10 protein-coding genes are annotated in these 18,217 nt (G+C 67.6%); 3 read left to right on the top strand and 7 right to left on the bottom strand.

Annotated features, from left to right (window positions below; translation table 11 throughout):
- On the bottom strand, nt 1-5,690 hold a 5,690-nt coding region (locus tag V7787_RS34300; protein WP_336091798.1), incomplete at its 3' end, for a beta strand repeat-containing protein.
- A 1,065-nt stretch (nt 5,691-6,755) separates the two neighbouring features.
- On the opposite strand from V7787_RS34300, the gene V7787_RS34305 reads away from it, so the two are divergent.
- Complete coding sequence (locus tag V7787_RS34305; RefSeq protein ID WP_336091868.1) at nt 6,756-7,685, top strand: polyprenyl synthetase family protein; 930 nt, start codon at nt 6,756-6,758, stop codon at nt 7,683-7,685.
- Between the two features lie 196 nt (nt 7,686-7,881).
- On the opposite strand, the gene V7787_RS34310 is transcribed toward V7787_RS34305, so the two are convergent.
- The 4 genes from V7787_RS34310 to V7787_RS34325 all read right to left on the bottom strand — a co-directional run bounded on the left by V7787_RS34310 (nt 7,882) and on the right by V7787_RS34325 (nt 14,221).
- Nucleotides 7,882-8,679, bottom strand: coding sequence for a dienelactone hydrolase family protein (locus tag V7787_RS34310; RefSeq protein ID WP_336091800.1), 798 nt, complete (start codon nt 8,677-8,679; stop codon nt 7,882-7,884).
- A gap of 152 nt (nt 8,680-8,831) precedes the next feature.
- Nucleotides 8,832-10,223: a UDP-N-acetylmuramoyl-L-alanine--D-glutamate ligase gene (gene murD, locus V7787_RS34315; protein ID WP_336091803.1), complete on the bottom strand. Its 1,392-nt coding sequence runs from the start codon at nt 10,221-10,223 to the stop codon at nt 8,832-8,834.
- Entirely contained in the window at nt 10,204-11,565 is a 1,362-nt protein-coding gene (gene murL, locus V7787_RS34320; RefSeq protein ID WP_336091805.1) for a UDP-N-acetyl-alpha-D-muramoyl-L-alanyl-L-glutamate epimerase, read from the bottom strand. Before murL ends, murD begins: the two co-directional genes overlap by 20 nt.
- 55 nt (nt 11,566-11,620) lie before the next feature.
- Entirely contained in the window at nt 11,621-14,221 is a 2,601-nt protein-coding gene (locus V7787_RS34325) for a bifunctional aspartate kinase/diaminopimelate decarboxylase (RefSeq protein ID WP_336091807.1), read from the bottom strand.
- 325 nt (nt 14,222-14,546) lie between these two features.
- On the opposite strand from V7787_RS34325, the gene V7787_RS34330 reads away from it, so the two are divergent.
- Nucleotides 14,547-15,428 carry a PhzF family phenazine biosynthesis protein gene (locus V7787_RS34330; protein ID WP_336091808.1) on the top strand — a complete coding sequence of 294 codons (882 nt, stop codon included), beginning with the start codon at nt 14,547-14,549 and terminating at the stop codon, nt 15,426-15,428.
- A 174-nt stretch (nt 15,429-15,602) separates the two neighbouring features.
- Here the strand turns inward: V7787_RS34330 and V7787_RS34335 are convergent, their stop codons facing one another.
- Together V7787_RS34335 and V7787_RS34340 are read right to left on the bottom strand one after the other, a co-directional pair.
- Nucleotides 15,603-16,487, bottom strand: a complete 885-nt coding sequence (locus V7787_RS34335) for a bile acid:sodium symporter family protein (protein ID WP_336091809.1) — start codon at nt 16,485-16,487, stop codon at nt 15,603-15,605.
- Nucleotides 16,488-16,614: 127 nt separating this feature from the next.
- Entirely contained in the window at nt 16,615-17,385 is a 771-nt protein-coding gene (locus V7787_RS34340; RefSeq protein WP_336091811.1) for a class II aldolase/adducin family protein, read from the bottom strand.
- Between the two features lie 93 nt (nt 17,386-17,478).
- Between V7787_RS34340 and V7787_RS34345 the strand changes: the two genes are divergently transcribed.
- Nucleotides 17,479-18,213: a Crp/Fnr family transcriptional regulator gene (locus tag V7787_RS34345; protein ID WP_336091813.1), complete on the top strand. Its 735-nt coding sequence runs from the start codon at nt 17,479-17,481 to the stop codon at nt 18,211-18,213.
- Nucleotides 18,214-18,217 lie beyond the last annotated feature (4 nt).

An 18,217-nucleotide genomic window follows, 5' to 3' on the forward strand; every position in this document is an offset into this window, starting at 1 on the left:
TTCGGCACGGTCACACCGCCGCTTGCACCGACGATGTCGGCACCCGGATCGGTGTTCGCCACGATCAACGCAGCAGTCACCTTGACCGTCACCGTGGTGCTCGAGCAGTTGCTGGTCGGGTTGAGCTTCTCGCAGATCTGATAGGTCAGCACGTAGTCGCCCGCCGGAGTACCCGGCGCCACGCTCACCGCGCCCGTCGCCGCATCCAGCGTCACGCCCGGATGGGTCGAGGAAACGGTGGTCAGGTTGACGTCGGCCGCATTCACCGGCTGACCGTTGAGCGTGTCGTTGGCCAACACGTTCGGCACCGTCACGCCGCCGCTTGCACCGACGATGTCCGCGCCCGGATCGGTGTTCGCCACGATCAACGCAGCGGTCACCTTGACCGTCACCGTGGTGCTCGAGCAGTTGCTGGTCGGGTTGAGCTTCTCGCAGATCTGATAGGTCAGGACGTAGTCGCCCGCCGGAGTACCCGGCGCCACGCTGACCGCGCCGGTCGCCGCATCCAGCGTCACGCCCGGATGGGTCGAGGAAACGGTGGTCAGGTTGACGTCGGCCGCATTCACCGGCAAGCCGTTGAGCGTGTCGTTGGCCAGCACGTTCGGCACCGTCACGCCGCCGCTTGCGCCGACGATGTCCGCGCCCGGATCGGTGTTAGCGACGATCAGCGCGGCGGTCACCTTCACCGTCACCGTCGTCTCCGAGCAGTTGCTGGTCGGATTGAGCTTCTCGCAGATCCGGTAGGTCAGGACGTAATCGCCCGCTGGGGTACCCGGCGCCACGCTCACCGCACCCGTCGCCGTATCCAGGGTCACACCCGGATGGGTCGCCGAGACGAAGCTCAGGTTGATGTCGGCCGCGTTGACCGGCGAACCGTTGAGCGTGTCGTTGGCCAGCACGTTCGGCACGGTCACGCCGCCGGTCGCGCCGACGATGTCGGCACCCGGGTCGGTGTTAGCGACGATCAGCGCGGCGGTCACCTTCACCGTCACCGTCGTTTCCGAGCAGTTGCTGGTCGGATTGATCTTTTCGCAGATCCGGTAGGTCAGGACGTAATCGCCCGCCGGAGTGCCCGGCGCCACGCTCACCGCACCGGTCGCCGTATCCAGGGTCACGCCCGGATGGGTCGAGGACACGGTGGTCAGGTTGACGTCGGCCGCATTCACCGGCGCGCCGTCCAACAGATCGTTGGCCAGCACGTTCGGCACGGTCACCCCGCCGGTCGCGCCGACGATGTCCGCGCCCGGATCGGGGACCGCATTGATCGCGGCCTTGCCCACCTGCACCGCGACATCGGCCTCCGAACAGTTGGTCGGATCGGCAATTTCGCAGATGCGGTAACGCAGGGTGTAATTGCCCTCCGGCGTGCCCGGCGCGACATTCACCGCGCCGGTGGCCGGATCGATGGTCACATTCGGATGGGTACTGCTGACCGAGCTGATCGTCACCGTGCCGACGGTGGCCGGCTGGCCATTGAGAGTGTCGTTGACCAACACATTCGGAACGGCGGTGCCGCCCGCGGCGCCGCTGGTCACGCCGCCGCTGTCGCCCTGGGCGTTGATCGGACGGCTCAGCACCGGCGTGGTAACGCTCGCGGTGACCGGCGTGGTGACTTCGGTGGAAGTCACTTGCGCGGTGTTGACGATCTCATTGTTGTTGACGTCGGTCAGGGTGACCTGATGGGTACCGGTCAACTCACATTCCGCGCCGACCGCCAGCGTCGCGCAGGTCTGGCTGTTCGGGGTGAGCTGAGGATCGCTGATCACCACATTGTTGAGGGTCACGTTGCCGGTGTTGGTCGCGGTGACGGTATAGGTCAACACGTCGCCCAGCGTCACCGTGCCGCTGCCGTCGTTGTCGGCATTGATCGGCGGATCCTTGCGCAGACCCAGCTTCGGGGCGGCGACCGGGGTCGGCGTCGCGGTCGAGCTGTTGTTGCCCGGGGTCGGATCGAGCGTGCTCGCGGTGACCGTCGCGGTGTTGACGTAAGTACCGGTTTCCAGAACGCGCGCATCGATGGTCAGGGTCTGGCTGGCGCCGACCGCGAGCGTGCCCACGGTCCACGCGCCGCTGCCGCTGTTGTAGTTGCCGGAGCTGGCCGAGACGAAGGTATAGCCGTTGGGCAAGGGGTCGTTGACGACCACATCGGCCGCCGCGGACGGACCGGTGGCGTTGCTGACGGTGATGGTGAAGGTCACCACCGAGCCGATCAGCGGATTGGTCGGATTGACCGTCTTGGTAACCGACAGATCGGCGCGTTCGGTGACCGTGTCGGTATCGGTGATCGGGCCGACCGGGGTCGGATCGGTGGTGCCCGGGGGCAGAGTCGCGGTCACGGTGTTGGCGACGCTGCCGCTGGTCGCGGTCACGTTGGCGATCACGGTGAAGGTCAACTGGCCGCCCGAAGGCAGGCTCGCCACGGTCACGCCGCTTTCGAAGTTGGCCACGGTCACGGCCGGGCAGACCGCGCTGCCGCCGGTCACCGAGCAAGACACGCTGGTCTTGGCCAGGCCGGTCGCCGCCGGGTCGGTCACCACGGTGCCATCGGCCGCGCTCGGGCCGTTGTTGGTCAGCACGATCGTGTAAGTGGTGGTGCCGCCCGCATCCACGGCAGCGGTGCCGTTGGTCTTGGTCAGGGTCAGATCCGCACGCGGATCGACCGTGTCGGTGTCGGTGATCGGACCGGTCGGGGTCGGATCGGTGGTGCCCGGCGGCAGGGTCGCGGTCACGGTATTGGCGACGCTGCCGCTGGTCGCGGTCACGTTGGCGTTAACAGTAAAGGTCAATTCGCCGCCCGAAGGCAGGTTGGCCACGGTCACGCCGCTTTCGAAGTTGGCCACGGTCACGGCCGGGCACACTGCGCTGCCGGCAGTCACCGTGCAGGACACGCTGGTCTTGGTCAGACCGGTCGCCGCCGGATCGGTCACCACGGTGCCATCGGCCACGCTCGGGCCGTTGTTGCGCAACACGATGGTGTAAGCAGTGGTGCCGCCCGCGGTCACGTTGTTGGTGCCGTTGGTCTTGGTCAGCACCAGATCGGCGCGCGGATCGACAGTGTCGGTGTCGGTGATCGGACCGGTCGGGGTCGGATCGGTGGTGCCCGGCGGCAGGGTCGCGGTCACCGTGTTGGTGACGCTGCCGCTGGTCGCGGTCACGTTGGCATTGACGGTGAAAGTCAGCTCGCCACCCGAGGGCAGGTTCGCCACGGTCACACCGCTTTCGAAGTTGGCCACGGTCACGGCCGGGCACACCGCGCTGCCGGCAGTCACCGAACACGACACGCTGGTCTTGGTCAGACCGGTCGCGGCCGGATCGGTCACCACCGTGCCATCGGCCACGCTCGGGCCGTTGTTGCGCAACACGATGGTGTAGGCGGTGGTGCCGCCCGCGGTCACGTTGTTGGTGCCGTTGGTCTTGGTCAGCACCAGATCGGCGCGCGGATCGACGGTGTCGGTGTCGGTGATCGGGCCGACCGGGGTCGGATCGGTGGTGCCCGGGGGCAGAGTCGCGGTCACCGTGTTGGTGACGCTGCCGCTGGTCGCGGTGACGTTGGCGTTGACGGTGAAGGTCAACTGGCCGCCCGAAGGCAGGCTCGCCACGGTCACGCCGCTTTCGAAGTTGGCCACGGTCACCGCCGGGCAAACCGCACTACCGCCGGTCACCGTGCAGGACACGCTGGTCTTGGTCAGACCGGTCGCGGCCGGATCGGTCACCACGGTGCCATCGGCCGCGCTCGGGCCGTTGTTGGTCAACACGATGGTGTAAGCGGTGGCGCCGCCCGCGGTCACGTTGTTGGTGCCGTTGGTCTTGGTCAGGGTCAGATCCGCGCGCGGATCGACCGTGTCGGTGTCGGTGATCGGGCCGGTCGGGGTCGGATCGGTGGTGCCCGGCGGCAGAGTCGCGGTCACGGTGTTGGTGACGCTGCCGCTGGTCGCGGTCACGTTGGCGTTGACGGTGAAGGTCAGTTCGCCGCCCGAAGGCAAGGTCGCCACGGTCACGCCGCTTTCGAAGTTGGCCACGGTCACGGCCGGGCACACCGCGCTGCCGGCACTGACCGTGCAGGACACGCTGGTCTTGGCCAGGCCGGTCGCCGCCGGATCGGTCACCACGGTGCCGTTGGCCACGCTCGGGCCGTTGTTGCGCAACACGATGGTGTAGGCGGTGGTGCCGCCCGCGGTCACGTTGTTGGTGCCGTTGGTCTTGGTCAGCACCAGATCGGCGCGCGGATCGACGGTGTCGGTGTCGGTGATCGGACCGGTCGGGGTCGGATCGGTGGTGCCCGGCGGCAGGGTCGCAGTCACCGTATTGGTGACGCTGCCGCTGGTCGCGGTCACGTTGGCGTTGACAGTAAAGGTCAATTCGCCGCCCGAAGGCAGGTTGGCCACGGTCACGCCGCTTTCGAAGTTGGCCACGGTGACGGCCGGGCACGCCGCGGTACCCGCGGTCACCGTGCAGGACACGCTGGTCTTGGTCAGACCGGTCGCGGCCGGATCGGCGACGACGGTGCCGTTGGCCACGCTCGGGCCGTTGTTGCGCAGCACGATGGTGTAAGCAGTGGTGCCGCCCGCGGTCACGTTGTTGGTGCCGTTGGTCTTGGTCAGCACCAGATCGGCGCGCGGATCGACCGTGTCGGTATCGCTGACCGGGCCGGTCGGAGTCGGATCGGTGGTGCCCGCCGGCAGGGTCGCGGTCACGGTGTTGGTGACGCTGCCGCTGGTCGCGGTCACGTTGGCGTTGACAGTAAAGGTCAATTCGCCGCCCGAAGGCAGGTTGGCCACGGTCACGCCGCTTTCGAAGTTGGCCACGGTCACGGCCGGGCACGCGGCAGTACCCGCGGTCACCGTGCAGGACACGCTGGTCTTGGTCAAACCGGTCGCCGCCGGATCGGCGACGACGGTGCCGTTGGCCACGCTCGGGCCGTTGTTGCGCAACACGATGGTGTAAGCGGTGGTGCCGCCAGCGGTCACGTTGTTGGTGCCGTTGGTCTTGGTCAGCACCAGATCGGCGCGCGGGTTGACGGTATTGGTGTCGACGACCGTACCGGTCGGCGAAGGATCGGTGGTGTTGGGCGGCAGGGTCGCGGTCACCGCGTTGGTGACGCTGCCGCTGGTCGCGGTGACGTTGGCGTTGACGGTGAAGGTCAACTGGCCGCCCGAGGGCAAGGTCGCCACGGTCACGCCGCTTTCGAAGTTGGCCACGGTCACCGCCGGGCACACCGCGCTGCCGCCGGTCACCGAGCAGGACACGCTGGTCTTGGTCAAACCGGTCGCCGCCGGGTCGGTCACCACAGTGCCGTTGGCCGCGCTCGGACCGTTGTTGGTCAGCACGATGGTGTAGATCGTGGAGCCCAACGCGTCCACGCTGGTCACGCCGTCGGTCTTGGTGAGGGTCAAATTCGCGACCGCGGCCAAGGTGTTCGAATCGGTCGCCGAGCACTCGCCGTTGGCGTTGTTGAAGGTACCGCCGTTGGCGCTGCACGCCGTGTCGACGTTGGTCACATCGGTCGGCGGCCGGATCGTCGCGGTGTTCCGCAGCGGATTGGCGAATTGCGCCATCGCCGGCAAAGCGGCCAGGGCCAACACGGTCGAGAGCAATACACGCACTCCGGTACGAGCGATGCGCGATCCAGTGGAGGCGTCGCCGCGAGCGGACGACTGACTGGCCGGAGTACGAGTAATGACGTTGTTCATGCGTTGGCCCAAACAGGAGTTCGGTAAGCGCCGGACGACATCGCGCCCATCGCTCGAAGGCGATGTCGCGACGCCACCGGACGGTGGGTCGACGTGTTGCTGCGGGTTTTTCGTATTGCGGGTCGTGCGGGTACGGCGAGTGCCTAATGCATGGGCGAACGCTGAGCGCTCAAGCCCGGAACGGCTCTACATCCACTTGAAGCACGTGCCGATGTTCAGGCGCGTTCGCGGTGGAACCACCACTGGGACTACCGCTTGGAATCGGCTCGGCTGACTTCGCCGCGCTTATCCGACCGGCAAAACCTGGCTGTTCGAATCGCATGGGACGGGAGCCGTCAGACGCCGGCCGCAACGCAGCCGATCGACCAACAGCAGGAAACCGCCGGATGGCGGCCGGACCAACGACATCCCCGTGGATACCGATCTTCAGCCCCTGACACGTCACGACGTGCCCCCCTTTTTTCCACGTAACCGGCACGTCCTCGTACGGACGAACCTGCCGATAGATGCACGGAACTGCTTTGCAACCCCTAACGCCAATACGCGTTTCGCACTGCTGCACAGGACAACAGGCAAATAGTGTGCCACCCATCACATTCTTATTTCAACACAAGTCACAATCAAAACAAGAAATCGGCCACATAAAAGTGACCTTGCGGGTCAAAAAAGTGACCCGCCTGGGCAGCTTTGGTCGTCGCCGAAAAGCCTTCGACCGGCACCGCGCGCATCGTCCCTGATCACTTTCGCGGCAAGCTGAATGTGCTTACCTAGGTGGAAATTAACGTTATCTATGCAGAAGCAGCGTGAAATAACGAAAGGAATTTGATCGCAAAGAAGCTCAAAAAGAACGCAAATTCTCCGCAAAATCGGATACTTGCGAGTTCAGCGTTTTCAGCTGGAAGGACCGACTCAGTCACGTTTGCGCCCGCTCGCGGCAAGCTGAGATCGAGGGCGACGCAGGCCCTATAATTCACGTCCCAACGATCCGGCCGCCCCATGTCCTCCAGCGCAACGACCCTGTCTGTCCTCGATCTGGCAAGCATCCAGTCCCTGGCCCGCGACGACATGGGCGCCGTGGACGCGCTGATCCGGCGGCGGCTGGCCTCGGACGTGGTGCTGATCAACCAGGTCGCCGAGTACATCGTCGGCGCCGGCGGCAAGCGCCTGCGGCCGATGCTGTTGCTGCTGGCGGCCGGGGCGCTCAACCACCGCGGCCCGCAAGCGCACCAACTGGCCGCGGTGATCGAGTTCATCCACACCGCGACCCTGCTGCACGACGACGTGGTCGATGAGTCCGATCTGCGCCGCGGCCGCCGCACCGCCAACGCGGTCTGGGGCAACGCCGCCAGCGTGCTGGTCGGCGACTTCCTGTATTCGCGCAGCTTCCAGTTGATGGTCGAACTGGATCGGCTGGAGGTCATGAAGATCCTCGCCGACACCACCAACCAGATCGCCGAGGGCGAAGTGCTGCAGTTGCTGCACGTACGCAACCCGGATACCGATGAGCCGGCGTACCTGCGCGTGATCGAACGCAAGACCGCGGTGCTGTTCGCCGCCGCGACCCGCCTGGGCGCGGTGCTGGCCGGAAGCGACGCCGCGACTCAACAACGTCTGCACGACTACGGCATGGCGCTGGGCTACGCCTTCCAGATCGCCGACGACGTGCTCGACTACGCGTCCGACGCGCAGACCCTGGGCAAGAACCTCGGCGACGACTTGGCCGAAGGCAAGGCGACGCTGCCGCTGATCCACGCCATCGCCCACAGCGACGACGCGGTGCGCGCGCGCCTGCGCGCGGCGGTGGAACACGGCGACACCGACGCCATGCCCGAGGTGCTCGCGGCGATCCACGCCAGCGGCGGCCTGGACTACAGCCGCAAGCGCGCGCAGGACTACGCCGACGCCGCCGAAGCGGCGCTGGAAGGTCTGGACGACAACGACTACACCGCGGCGCTGCGCGGCTTGGCGCGGTATGCGGTGAGCCGCGATCACTAAGCGCGATCGCGGATTTGCCTTGTAGGAGCGGCGCGAGCCGCGACCGCGACAAAACAACTACGCCGAAGCTTTCACGGAAGTTGTTTTGTCGCGGTCGCGGCTCGTGACCGAAGGAAATCCCCGTGGGACGCCGCTCCTACAGGGGGCTATCCATCAACTCCGGCGATTTGTCGCGCGACGCGAAGCGTTCGCGGGCTTAGTCCTGCCTGCCGAACCGCTCGACGAAGAACGCGCGCATCGCCGCGAACGAACGCTTGGCCGCGCGCGCGTCGTAACGGCAGTTGTCGCCGACCGGCGCATCGGCGTCTTCGATCTGCGAGAAGCAGTGCACCGCGCCGCTGTAGTTGACGAATTGCCAGTCGGCGCCGGCTTCGTTCATTTCCTTTTCGAACGCGACGATGTCTTCCTGCGGCACCGACTTGTCGGCGGCGCCGTTGAGCACCAGCACCGGCGTGTTGACCTTGACGCCGTTGCTGGGCAAATGCGACTTCAGCCCACCATGGAAACTCACCACACCGGCCAGGTTGGCGCCGGTACGCGCCAGTTCCAGCGCCGCCGATCCGCCGAAGCAAAAGCCCAGCGCGCCGATCTTCGCCGTCGCCACCGGCGCGCTCTTGTCCGCCTTCAACGCTTCCACCGCCGCGTCGACGCGCTTGCGCAAAGTGGCGCCGCCGTCGGCATAGGCCTTGCCGACCGCGGCCTTGGCTTCGGTCTTGTCCTTGGGCCGCACGTCCTTGCCGTAAACGTCGGCGACCAGCACCACGTAGTCGTCGCCGGCGATGTCCTTGGCCATGCCGATGGCGTTGTCGGTCACGCCCATCCAGTTGGGCACCATCACCAGGCCGGGGCGTTTGATCGCGTTGACGTCGTCGTACACCAGCACGCCGCTGAAGACCTCCTCGCCGACCTTCCATTCCAGGGCGCGGGTCTTGACCGCGGCGAAAGCGGGCGTGGCGCAAACGGCGAGCAGCAGGACGGCGACGGGACGGCGCATGGCGAGGCTCCGATGGGCGGTGACGGGAGACTAGCGTGTTGCGGTGGCGTGTGCGTGATGAAGGCAGGAGTGAGCGTAGAGGAGTGAGGAGTGAGCGATGAAGGCGGCGCCGCTCTTGCTCACTCCTCACTCCTCTACGCTCACTCCTGCCTTCACCCCATGCCCAAGCCGGCGATGGCGCTGATCGCCTCGGGATCGAACCCGGCCAGTTCGGCGAAATGGCGGCCGCGCGCGACGTAATCGCGGTACGGGCCGAAACTCGGCGCGCCGGGCGACAACAGCACCACCCCGCCCTCGGCGCCGAGCGCGGCGCGGGCCTGGGCCATCGCCTCGGCGAGATCGCCCGCCGCGCTCAGGGCGAAGCCGCCCTCGCCCGCCACCGCGGCCAACAATTGATGGATGCGCGGCCCGTTCTCGCCCATGGTGACGATCGCCAGCGGCGCGCGCGTGCGCATCGCCTCGGCGAACCCCTGCCATTCCACGCCGCGGTCGTGGCCGCCGACCAGCAGCGCGATGCGCCGGCCGGCGTAACACTCCAACGCCGCCAGGGTCGCGTGCGGCGTGGTGCTGATCGAATCGTTGATGTAGGCGATGCCGTCGCGTTCGCCGATGGGCTGCAGGCGATTGGGCAGCGGACGGAAGCTGGCCGCGTGCGGCGCCAGCGGCACCGCGTCGAAACCCAGCGCTTCGATCGCGGTCAGCACCGCGCACAGATTGCCGCGGTTATGCCGTCCCGGCAGCGGCAGCGCCGAGGTGTCCATGACCTCGCGATCGCCGCGCCACAACACGTCGCCGCGCAGATGCCAACCGGCGGCATCGCCGAACCAGCGGATCTCGCTGTCGGGCAAGCGCAGCGCCGACAAGGTCGCATCGTTGGCGTTCAAGACCGCGATCCGCGGCTTGGCCTCGGTCAGCAGCTTCAGTTTGTCTTCGACATAGCGCGCTTGCGAACCGTGCCAGTCCAGATGTTCGGGATAGAGGTTCAACACCACCGCGATCTGCGGCCGCGCGCCGCCGGCGGCGACGTCGCCGGTCTGGTAGCTCGACAGTTCGATCGCCCACAGCTCCGGCGGCGGCGTCGGATCCAGCACTTCCAGCAACGGCACGCCGATATTGCCGACCAACGCGGTGCGATGGCCGCCGGCGCGCAGCAGATGCGCCAACAGCGAGGTGGTGGTGCTCTTGCCCTTGGTGCCGGTGACGCAGACGGTGCGGTCGTCGGCGTGTTCGCCGAACCACAACGCGGTGCCGCCGATGAAGCGCGTGCCCTGCGCCGCGGCGGTCAACGCCTCAGCGCGATACGGGCTGATTCCGGGCGACTTGATCACCCAATCGAACGCGCTCAGGCGCTCGGCGCTGGCGTTGTGCTCGATCGACAAGCGCGGATCGTTGGCGCCGCGCGCGTCGGCGGCTTCTTCAGGCGAACAGAACAGCGTCAGCGCCAGTTCGGGCAGGCGCGAGCGGATCGCGCGATAGGCCGCGCGCCCTTCCCGGCCCCAGCCCCACAGCGCGACGCGGCTGCGGTCAAGCTGCGAAATACGCACGCAACCGCTCCCACAACCGCGGCGGCAGGCGCTGCTCATCGTCCAGCGCCAGCAACGGCTCGATGCGCAGATCCTCGCTGGCCAACTGCGGCCGGATCTCGCGGGCGAAGCGTTCGACCAAGGCGTCCTCGCGCCATTCCGGCCGCTCGGCCAACGCCGCCATCGCCGCGCGCGATTCGCGGCCTTCGCCGACGCATTCGAACGGCTTGTGATTGCGGTATTCCAGTAACGCGTCGAAGCCGTCGGTCTGGGCCGGATCGTCGAGCAGGTTGCGGCCGAAGATGCCGACCAAGCGCGGCTTGGTCATGAACGGCGCCAGCGCCAGGAACACGAAGTGGCACTTAGGGCACACCCCGCACCAACGACTCGCGGGCCGCTCGCCGAGAATATGGAAATTGCGGTTGCAGCTGCTGAAATGCGCGTCGTAGCGATCGCTGCGGGCGAACTGGCGCGCCACCGCCAACTCGCTGAGCGGGCGCAGCAGCGAGTAGTAATGCAGATCCGCGGCGACATGGCGCTGGACGTAATCGCCGAAGGCTTGTTCGCAGGCCCAGCCCTTGGACCACTGGTGATTCACCTCGCCGGTGCCTTCGATCAGGCTGCCGTAACTGGCCGAGCGCTCGTTGGAAAACACCACCTGGTCCACGCCGTGCAGCAGCGCCGCCAACACCATGATCGCCGAGTTGACCACGGTCACCGGGATGTGGCCGTTGTAAGCGCCCTGGCGGTTGAGTTCGAACAACTGCGGCGCCAGCGCGCGGCCCAGGTTGAGCGTGGGCAGGTCGGTGCGCTGGGCGCAGGCGGCGATCAGTTGCGAGCCGCCGATCCAGGTGACGGTCTGGGCGATGTCGTGGGCGCGCAGGGCTTCGATGCTGACCAGCGAGTCCTTGCCGCCGCCGATGGCGACCAGCGCGTGTTCGCGCAGGCCGAGCGCGGGGGCTTGGCTGCCCTGGGTCGAAGTCCCCACCGGGAACCGAATCTTTCCGTGCAGATTCAGCCCGTTGCGGTAAGCGAATTCGCCCAGCCCGTTGACGTAAATCAACTCCAACAACGCCGCCGTATCGGCATCGATCGCATACGCATCGATCCGAATCTCTTCCGGCACCGCCGCCTTGTAGTAACTGACGCCGGCGATCAAATGCAGCAAGCGCAGCGCCTGCTCCACCGCCTGCGCGCGCGCGCCGTCGAGCGCGAACGGCGCGCCCGGCACGGTGATGGTTTCCACCAGTTCCGGGCCGTCGTCGAAGGCATAGACCAACTCGGCCACACCGGTGGCCGCATCCAGGCCGCAGCGGACGAAACGGAAGGCGCGAACGGCGTCGCGTTGGAATTGAGCGCTCACAAGCGTTTTCCCGAAATCGTAGCGATGCGCGCGAAGGCGGCGGTCAGGATCGGTTTCATTCGATCACCTCTTCCACCGGCAGCGCGCGCAGGTTGTAAGTGTTGGCCATCGCCATGCCGTAAGCGCCGGCGTCGGCGACCAGGATCGTGTCGCCTTCCTCGGTGGCGACCGGCATCGGCCGGCCGCGCCCGAGCACGTCGCTGCTCTCGCACACCGGGCCGACCACGTCGAACGCGGCCAGTTCGGTATCGTCCAGGCGGCTGAGGTTGTGGATGCCGTGGTAGGCCTCGTACATGGCCGGACGCATCAACGCGTTCATGCCGGCGTCGCAGCCGATCCGGCGCACGCCGTCCTTCTCGACCACCTGGGTCACGCCCAGCAGCAGCACGCCGCTTTCGGCGACCAGGTAACGGCCGGGTTCGATGATGAGCCCGTAACGCGGATACGCGGCCTTGATTTCGTCCAGGCCCGCGCGCCATTGCGGCAGATCGAAGCTCGGCGCCTCCGGCGTGTACGCCACCGGCAAACCGCCGCCGATGTCGATGGTCTCGATGGTGCCGACGCTGTCGGCCAGGCCGGCCAGGCTGGCGTAGACGCCGCGCCAGTGCTGCGGATCGTCGATGCCGCTGCCCAGGTGCGCGTGCAAACCGCTGATGCGGATGTCGAGCTTGCGCGCCTCTTCGATGAACGCGTCGAACCGCGCCAGCGGCAGACCGAACTTGGCCGCGACGCCGCCGGTGCGGACTTTCTCGTGATGGCCTTCGCCGTGGCCCAGATCCAGGCGCAGCCACAAGGTGCGGCCGCGGAACGTTTCCGGCCAGCGCTTGAGCGCTTCGACGTTGTCCAGGGTGACGATGACGCCACGCTTGAGCGCGCTTTCGTACTCGTGGCGCGGGGCGAAGCTGGGCGTGAACAACACCCGCTCCGGCGCCATGTGCGGGATCGCCGCGAACACCCGCTCGATCTCGGCCAGCGACACGCACTCCAGGCCGAAGCCTTCGCCGACGATGGCCTTGAGCACGGCCGGATGCGAGTTGGCCTTCATCGCGTAGAAGCAGCGGTCGACCGCTTCGGTGCCGATCAGCGAGCGCGCGCGTTCGCGCACGGTGGCCAGATCGTAGACGTAGCGCGGCGTACCCGCGGTGGCCAGCTCCAGCAAGCGCGCGCGCTTGCCGCGCCACCACGGCGCGGCGCGTTGCGGCTTGCCGTGGGCGATCTCGCGCCAGCTCGGGCCGAACACGCTGTCGTCGCGCACCGGCATGGCGCCGCCGCGGATCAACTCATGGTGCAGATGCGGCAGCAAGCCGTCGGCGTCGGCTTCGTCGATGACGAAGGTCAGATTGAGATCGTTCGACGACTGCGAGATCAGATGCACGCGCTCGCGGCCGAACGCGGCCCAGACGTCGGACAGACGGTGAAGCAGCGAACGCATGCCGCGGCCGACCAGGGTGATCGCCGCGCACGGCGCGATCACCTTGACCCGGCACACTTCGGCCAGATCGGCCGACAGCGCTTCGAGCACGTTGCTGTTGACCAGGTTCTCGCTCGGGTCCAGCGACACGGTGACGTTGGTTTCCGACGAACCGATCAAGTCGATCGACAGGCCGTGGCGCTTGAAGCGCTCGAACACGTCGGCCAGGAAGCCGACCTGCTGCCACATGCCGATGCTTTCCATCGACACCAGCACGATGCCGTTGCGGCGGCTGATCGCCTTGACCCCGGGCACGGTGACCGCGCTGGCGTCGATGCGGGTGCCGGGCAGATCGAAACGCTCGGTGTCGAGGATCGCCATCGGCACGCCGGCGTCGCGGCACGGCGCGATCGAGCGCGGGTGCAGCACCTTGGCGCCGGTGGTGGCGATTTCCTGCGCTTCGGCGTAATCCAGGCGCGCCAGCAAACGCGCATCGGGCACTTCGCGCGGGTTGGCGCTGAACATGCCCGGCACGTCGGTCCAGATTTCCACCCGCTGCGCTTTGAGCAACGCGCCGAAGTACGCGGCCGAGGTGTCGGAACCGCCGCGCCCCAGGATCGCGGTGCCGCCGTCGCCGTGGCGGGCGATGAAGCCCTGGGTGATCAACATCGCGGTCGGCTGCGCGTCGAAGCGCTCGCGGAAATCCGGCGCGGCCTGATGGCGGCAGTTGACCGACAAGCGCTGCGCCCAATCGCTGGCGTTGGGCAGCGAGACCGCGTCGAGCCAGTCGCGCGCATCGCACCAACCGAAGTCGTGGCCCTGCGATCGCAGGTACGCCGCGCCCAAGGTCGAAGACAGCAACTCGCCCTGCCCCAGCACTTCGGCCTGCCAGTCCAGCGCACGGCCGGCCGCGCGCGGATCGGTTTCCAGCGCAACCAGTTTCGCCAGGCGCTCGCCCAGCACTGTGTCCGGATCCAAGCCGAGCTCGGCGCAGAAGGAACGATGGCGTTCGACCAGACCGGCGAAGCGGGCGGCGATGCCCTCATCCTGGCCCGGCGCCGCGTAGGCGATCGCCTGCAGCTCGTTGGTGACGCCCGACAACGCCGAGACCACGACCAACACCCGTCGGCCGTCTTGTTTCAGGCGTTTTCCAGCCAGACGTCCGATCGTGTCCCAACGATTGCGGCGAGATACCGAAGTACCGCCGAACTTGAGCACCACCCAGCCTGTCTGTTGCGTCTCCACGATTTCCTCTTGTTGTCGTTGCGCTTCTGATGGGGGCCCGGCGTGCGCCGGGGCAGACGATCCGCCCGCGACGGCGCGGATGCGGCCGTGGCGGGATTCCACACTTGCGGGTCGTGCGCGCTCAGGATGCGTCCCTTAGAATCGCGTCCTTCAGTCGGTCGCGCGCTCATCCGGGAGCCAGCGGCACGAAACGACGATTCTAGTCGAACTGGACGGCTCCCGAACGTACTCCCGCACCGCCTGGAATCCTGTCGTTTTCCTATCGCCTTTCCCTGGCCCCGCCCTTGTACCGCCACCGCTCGGGCCCTCCGGAACCTTTCCCGAAATGACGCAACGCCGCTATCTGCAATTGGACGTGTTCGCCGACCGCCCCGGCGCCGGCAATCCCCTGGCCGTGGTGCTCGACGCGGAGGGCCTGGACGACGCGTCGATGCAGGCCATCGCGCGCTGGACCCGCCTGCCCGAGACCACGTTCGTGTTCGCGCCGACCCAGGCCGGCGCCAGCTACCGCATCCGCATGTTCAGCCCGCGCCGCGAGGTGCCGTTCGCCGGCCACCCCAGCGTCGGCACCGCCTGCGTGGTGCTGGAAGCCGGTCTGGCCGCGCCGGTGGACGGCCTGCTGGTCCAGCAGGGCGTGGCCGGGCTGCTGCCGCTGGCGGTGGACGGCGACGGCGAGACCCGCACGATCGCGGTGCGCACGCCGCGGGCGCGGGTGGTCGAGACCGCCAGCGCCGGCGACCCGCGCTTGGCCGACACTTTGCGCGATCTGCCGCTGGGCGCGCTGCCGCCGGCGTTGATGGACGGCGGCCGCCGCTGGTGGCTGGCCGAGCTGCGCGACGAAGCCGCGCTGCGCGCGGCGACGCCGGACTGGGCGGCGATCGGGCGTTTGGCCGAAAGCACCGAGAGCATGGGCTTGTGCGCGTTCGCCCGTGCCGACGCCGGCCGCGATTACGACTTGGTGGTGCGGGCCTTCGTCGGTGCGCCGGCGCAGTTCGAGGACGCGGCCTCGGGCGCGGCCAATGCCACGTTGGCGGCCTGGCTCAATCACAACGGGGCGCTGCCTGGGCGTGAGGGGCGTTATACGGTCAGCCAGGGGCGCGAGGTTGGGTTCGATGCGCGCTTGCAGTTGCGAGTGGATGCCGATGGTGAGGTTTGGTCGGGGGGGCGGGTTAGTAATGTGGTGCGTGGGACGATTGATTGGCGTTGACCGCTGCCCTTCTCCCATTTGCTCCCTTCTCCCGCTTGCGGGAGAAGGTGGCCCGAAGGGCCGGATGAGGGCGCGCGAAACTGGCTTGCGGCGCAAATAGCTACCCCGCGCGCCCTCACCCCAACCCCTCTCCCGCAAGCGGGAGAGGGGCTCAAGCGGCGGGAGAGGGGTTCATCAGGCCCCGGTGCGAGCTTCTTGCCGCGCCACCGCCCGCCGCCCCAGCACCACCACCACGAACGCCGGCAAATACATCAACAACCCATAAGTCGCCGCCGGCACCGCGATCTGCGGCGAATTCAACAAGGTCAACGCGATCACGATCGCCAAGGTGCTGTTCTGCACCCCGACCTCCATGCCGACGGTGATCGCGTCGCGCAAATCCAGCCCGCTGATCCGCGCCAGCGCGAACCCGCCGCCGATCGCCGCCGCGCCCATCGCCAGCGCCGCCGGCCCGAGCTCGCCGAAATGGCGCCGCAACACATCGAACTGGGTCACCGCGATCGCCACGATCAACAACAGCAACAACAGCAGCGCGAACCGGCTCACCCACGGCTCCACCCGCAAGGCGAAGTTCGGCGAGATCCGCCGCACGCCCATGCCCAGCAGTACCGGCACCAACACCAGCGCGGCCAGATGCATCACCGTCTGCCCCACCGGCAGACGGATCTGCCGCGACTCGCCGCCGAACCACTGCAAAGCCAGATTGACCAGCAACGGCACGCTCACGAACGTCACCAGCGCGCTGATCACCGTCAGCGTCACCGCCAGGGCGACGTTGCCGCGGGCCAGATAGGTCAGCGCATTGGAGCTGCTGCCGCTGGGGCAAGCGGCAACCAATACGAAACCGACCGCGAACTCCAGCGAATCGGGAAACAGCCAGGCCACCGCGAAACCCAGCGCCGGCAGCAGCAGATAGTGGCCGAGCAAACCGATCGCGACCGGCTTGGGACGCCGGCCGATGCGGCGGAAGTCCTCGCCGCTCAAGGTCAGGCCGATACCGCACATGATGATGGCGATGGCGATCGGCAGACCGATCTTGAGCAACAGGCTGTCCTGCACGGCGCTTCTCCTTGAGGTGCGGATCCGGATCGATGCTTCGGCGGACCGATGATGCGCAGCGCCGACGCTGCCCAGTCAAGTCGAGCTCATCGCGAAACGCAAGATCGAAACGTTTGCGCCCGCGGCTTCAGACCTCATAGCCCGGATTGCGCCGCTGCAACCGCCGCAACAACGCCGGCCAGGCCAAGGCGCCGCCGAGCCCGCGGGTGACCTGCGCGGCCTGGGCCTGGATGCCGGCCAGGATCGGCGCGGGAATCGGCAGCAACTCGCGCGCGCCGGCCAGGGCGCGCACCTGCACCGCGCACGCCGCCTCGAACACGTACATCGCCAGGAACGCGTCGGCGATGCTGGCGCCGACGGTCAGCAAGCCGTGATTGCGCAGCATCAGAAAGGTGTTGCGGCCTAGATCGCGGACCAGCCGCGGCTTTTCATCGTCGTTGAGCGCGACGCCTTCGTAATCGTGATAGCCCAACGCCGCCAGCACGAACAGCGACTGCTGCGAAATCGGCAACACGCCCTCGCGCTGCGCCGACACCGCGATGCCGTTGAGCGAATGGGTGTGCATCACGCACAACGCGTCCTCGCGCGCGGCGTGCACGGCGCTGTGGATCACGAAGCCGGCCGGATTCACCGGATACGGCGAATCGCCGATCGGTTGGCCGTCCAGGCCGATCTTGACCAGGCTGGAGGCGGTGATTTCGTCGAAGCCCATCCCGTACGGGTTGATCAGGAAATGGTGCTCGGCGCCGGGCACGCGCGCGGTCAGATGGGTGAAGATCAGATCGTCCCAGCCGAACAGCGCGACCAAGCGGTACGCCGCCGCCAGATCCACCCGCAAGGCCCACTCGGCCGGGTCGGTGCGGCCGCGCAAATCGTATTCAGGAATCGTCGTAAGCATCGCCCTTCCCCGATCCGGTCCAACGGGCACAATACCCACGCGCCCCGGCGCCGACCGTCGGCTTCCCGACAGTCGCACCCTCGCAGGACCGCCATGCCCGAACGCAGCTCCCCGGACCGCGATGTTCTGGACAGCGCGGCGCTCAGCGCCGATCCCTGGCTGCGCGATCTGTCGACCGAAGTGGTCGCGCAACTGGCGGCGATGTCGGTGCGCCGGCGCCTGCGCGACGGCGAGTTGCTGTACGCGCGCGGCGACGCAGCCGACGGCCTGTACGGGGTGGTGCGCGGGCGCATCCGCCTGAGCGTGCCGACCGCGAACGGGCGCGAGATGCTGTTCGTGCTGTTCGAGCCCGGCAGTTGGTTCGGCGAGGTGTCGATGTTCGACGGCGAACCGCGCCCGCAGGACGCGCGCGCGGTCGGCGAGAGCGAGATTCTGTTGCTGCCGCGGGTGCGTTTTCTGGCGCTGCTGGATGAGCATCCCGAGCTTTACCGCGGCTTCACCCGCCTGCTGTGCCGCAAGCTGCGCACCGCGCTGGAATTCGTCGAAGACGCGTTGAGCCTGCCGTTGGCCGCGCGGCTGGGCAAACGGGTGCTGGAACTGGCGCGGGTGTACGGCGTGGACGATGCGCAGGGGCGGCTGATCGATCTGCCGCTGCCGCAGGACGATCTGGCCAGCATGCTCGGCGCGACCCGGCAGAGCGTGAGCAAGGAACTTAAGTCCTGGGAGCAACAGGGCTGGATCGCGCTGCGCTATCGGCATGTGGTGCTGCGCGATGCGGCGGCGCTGGAGCGGATGGTGGCGAAGTTGGCGGGGTTGCCCCCCGCGTAAGCCT

Source organism: Pseudomonas sp. CGJS7 (assembly GCF_036961695.1).

What these genes read in the sequence shown, in the direction of transcription:
- V7787_RS34305 (WP_336091868.1), top strand. Translation starts at nt 6,756, where the DNA reads ATGGGCGCCGTGGACGCGCTGATCCGGCGGCGGCTGGCCTCGGACGTG.
- V7787_RS34310 (WP_336091800.1), bottom strand. Translation starts at nt 8,679, where the DNA reads ATGCGCCGTCCCGTCGCCGTCCTGCTGCTCGCCGTTTGCGCCACGCCC.
- V7787_RS34330 (WP_336091808.1), top strand. Translation starts at nt 14,547, where the DNA reads ATGACGCAACGCCGCTATCTGCAATTGGACGTGTTCGCCGACCGCCCC.
- V7787_RS34340 (WP_336091811.1), bottom strand. Translation starts at nt 17,385, where the DNA reads ATGCTTACGACGATTCCTGAATACGATTTGCGCGGCCGCACCGACCCG.
- V7787_RS34345 (WP_336091813.1), top strand. Translation starts at nt 17,479, where the DNA reads ATGCCCGAACGCAGCTCCCCGGACCGCGATGTTCTGGACAGCGCGGCG.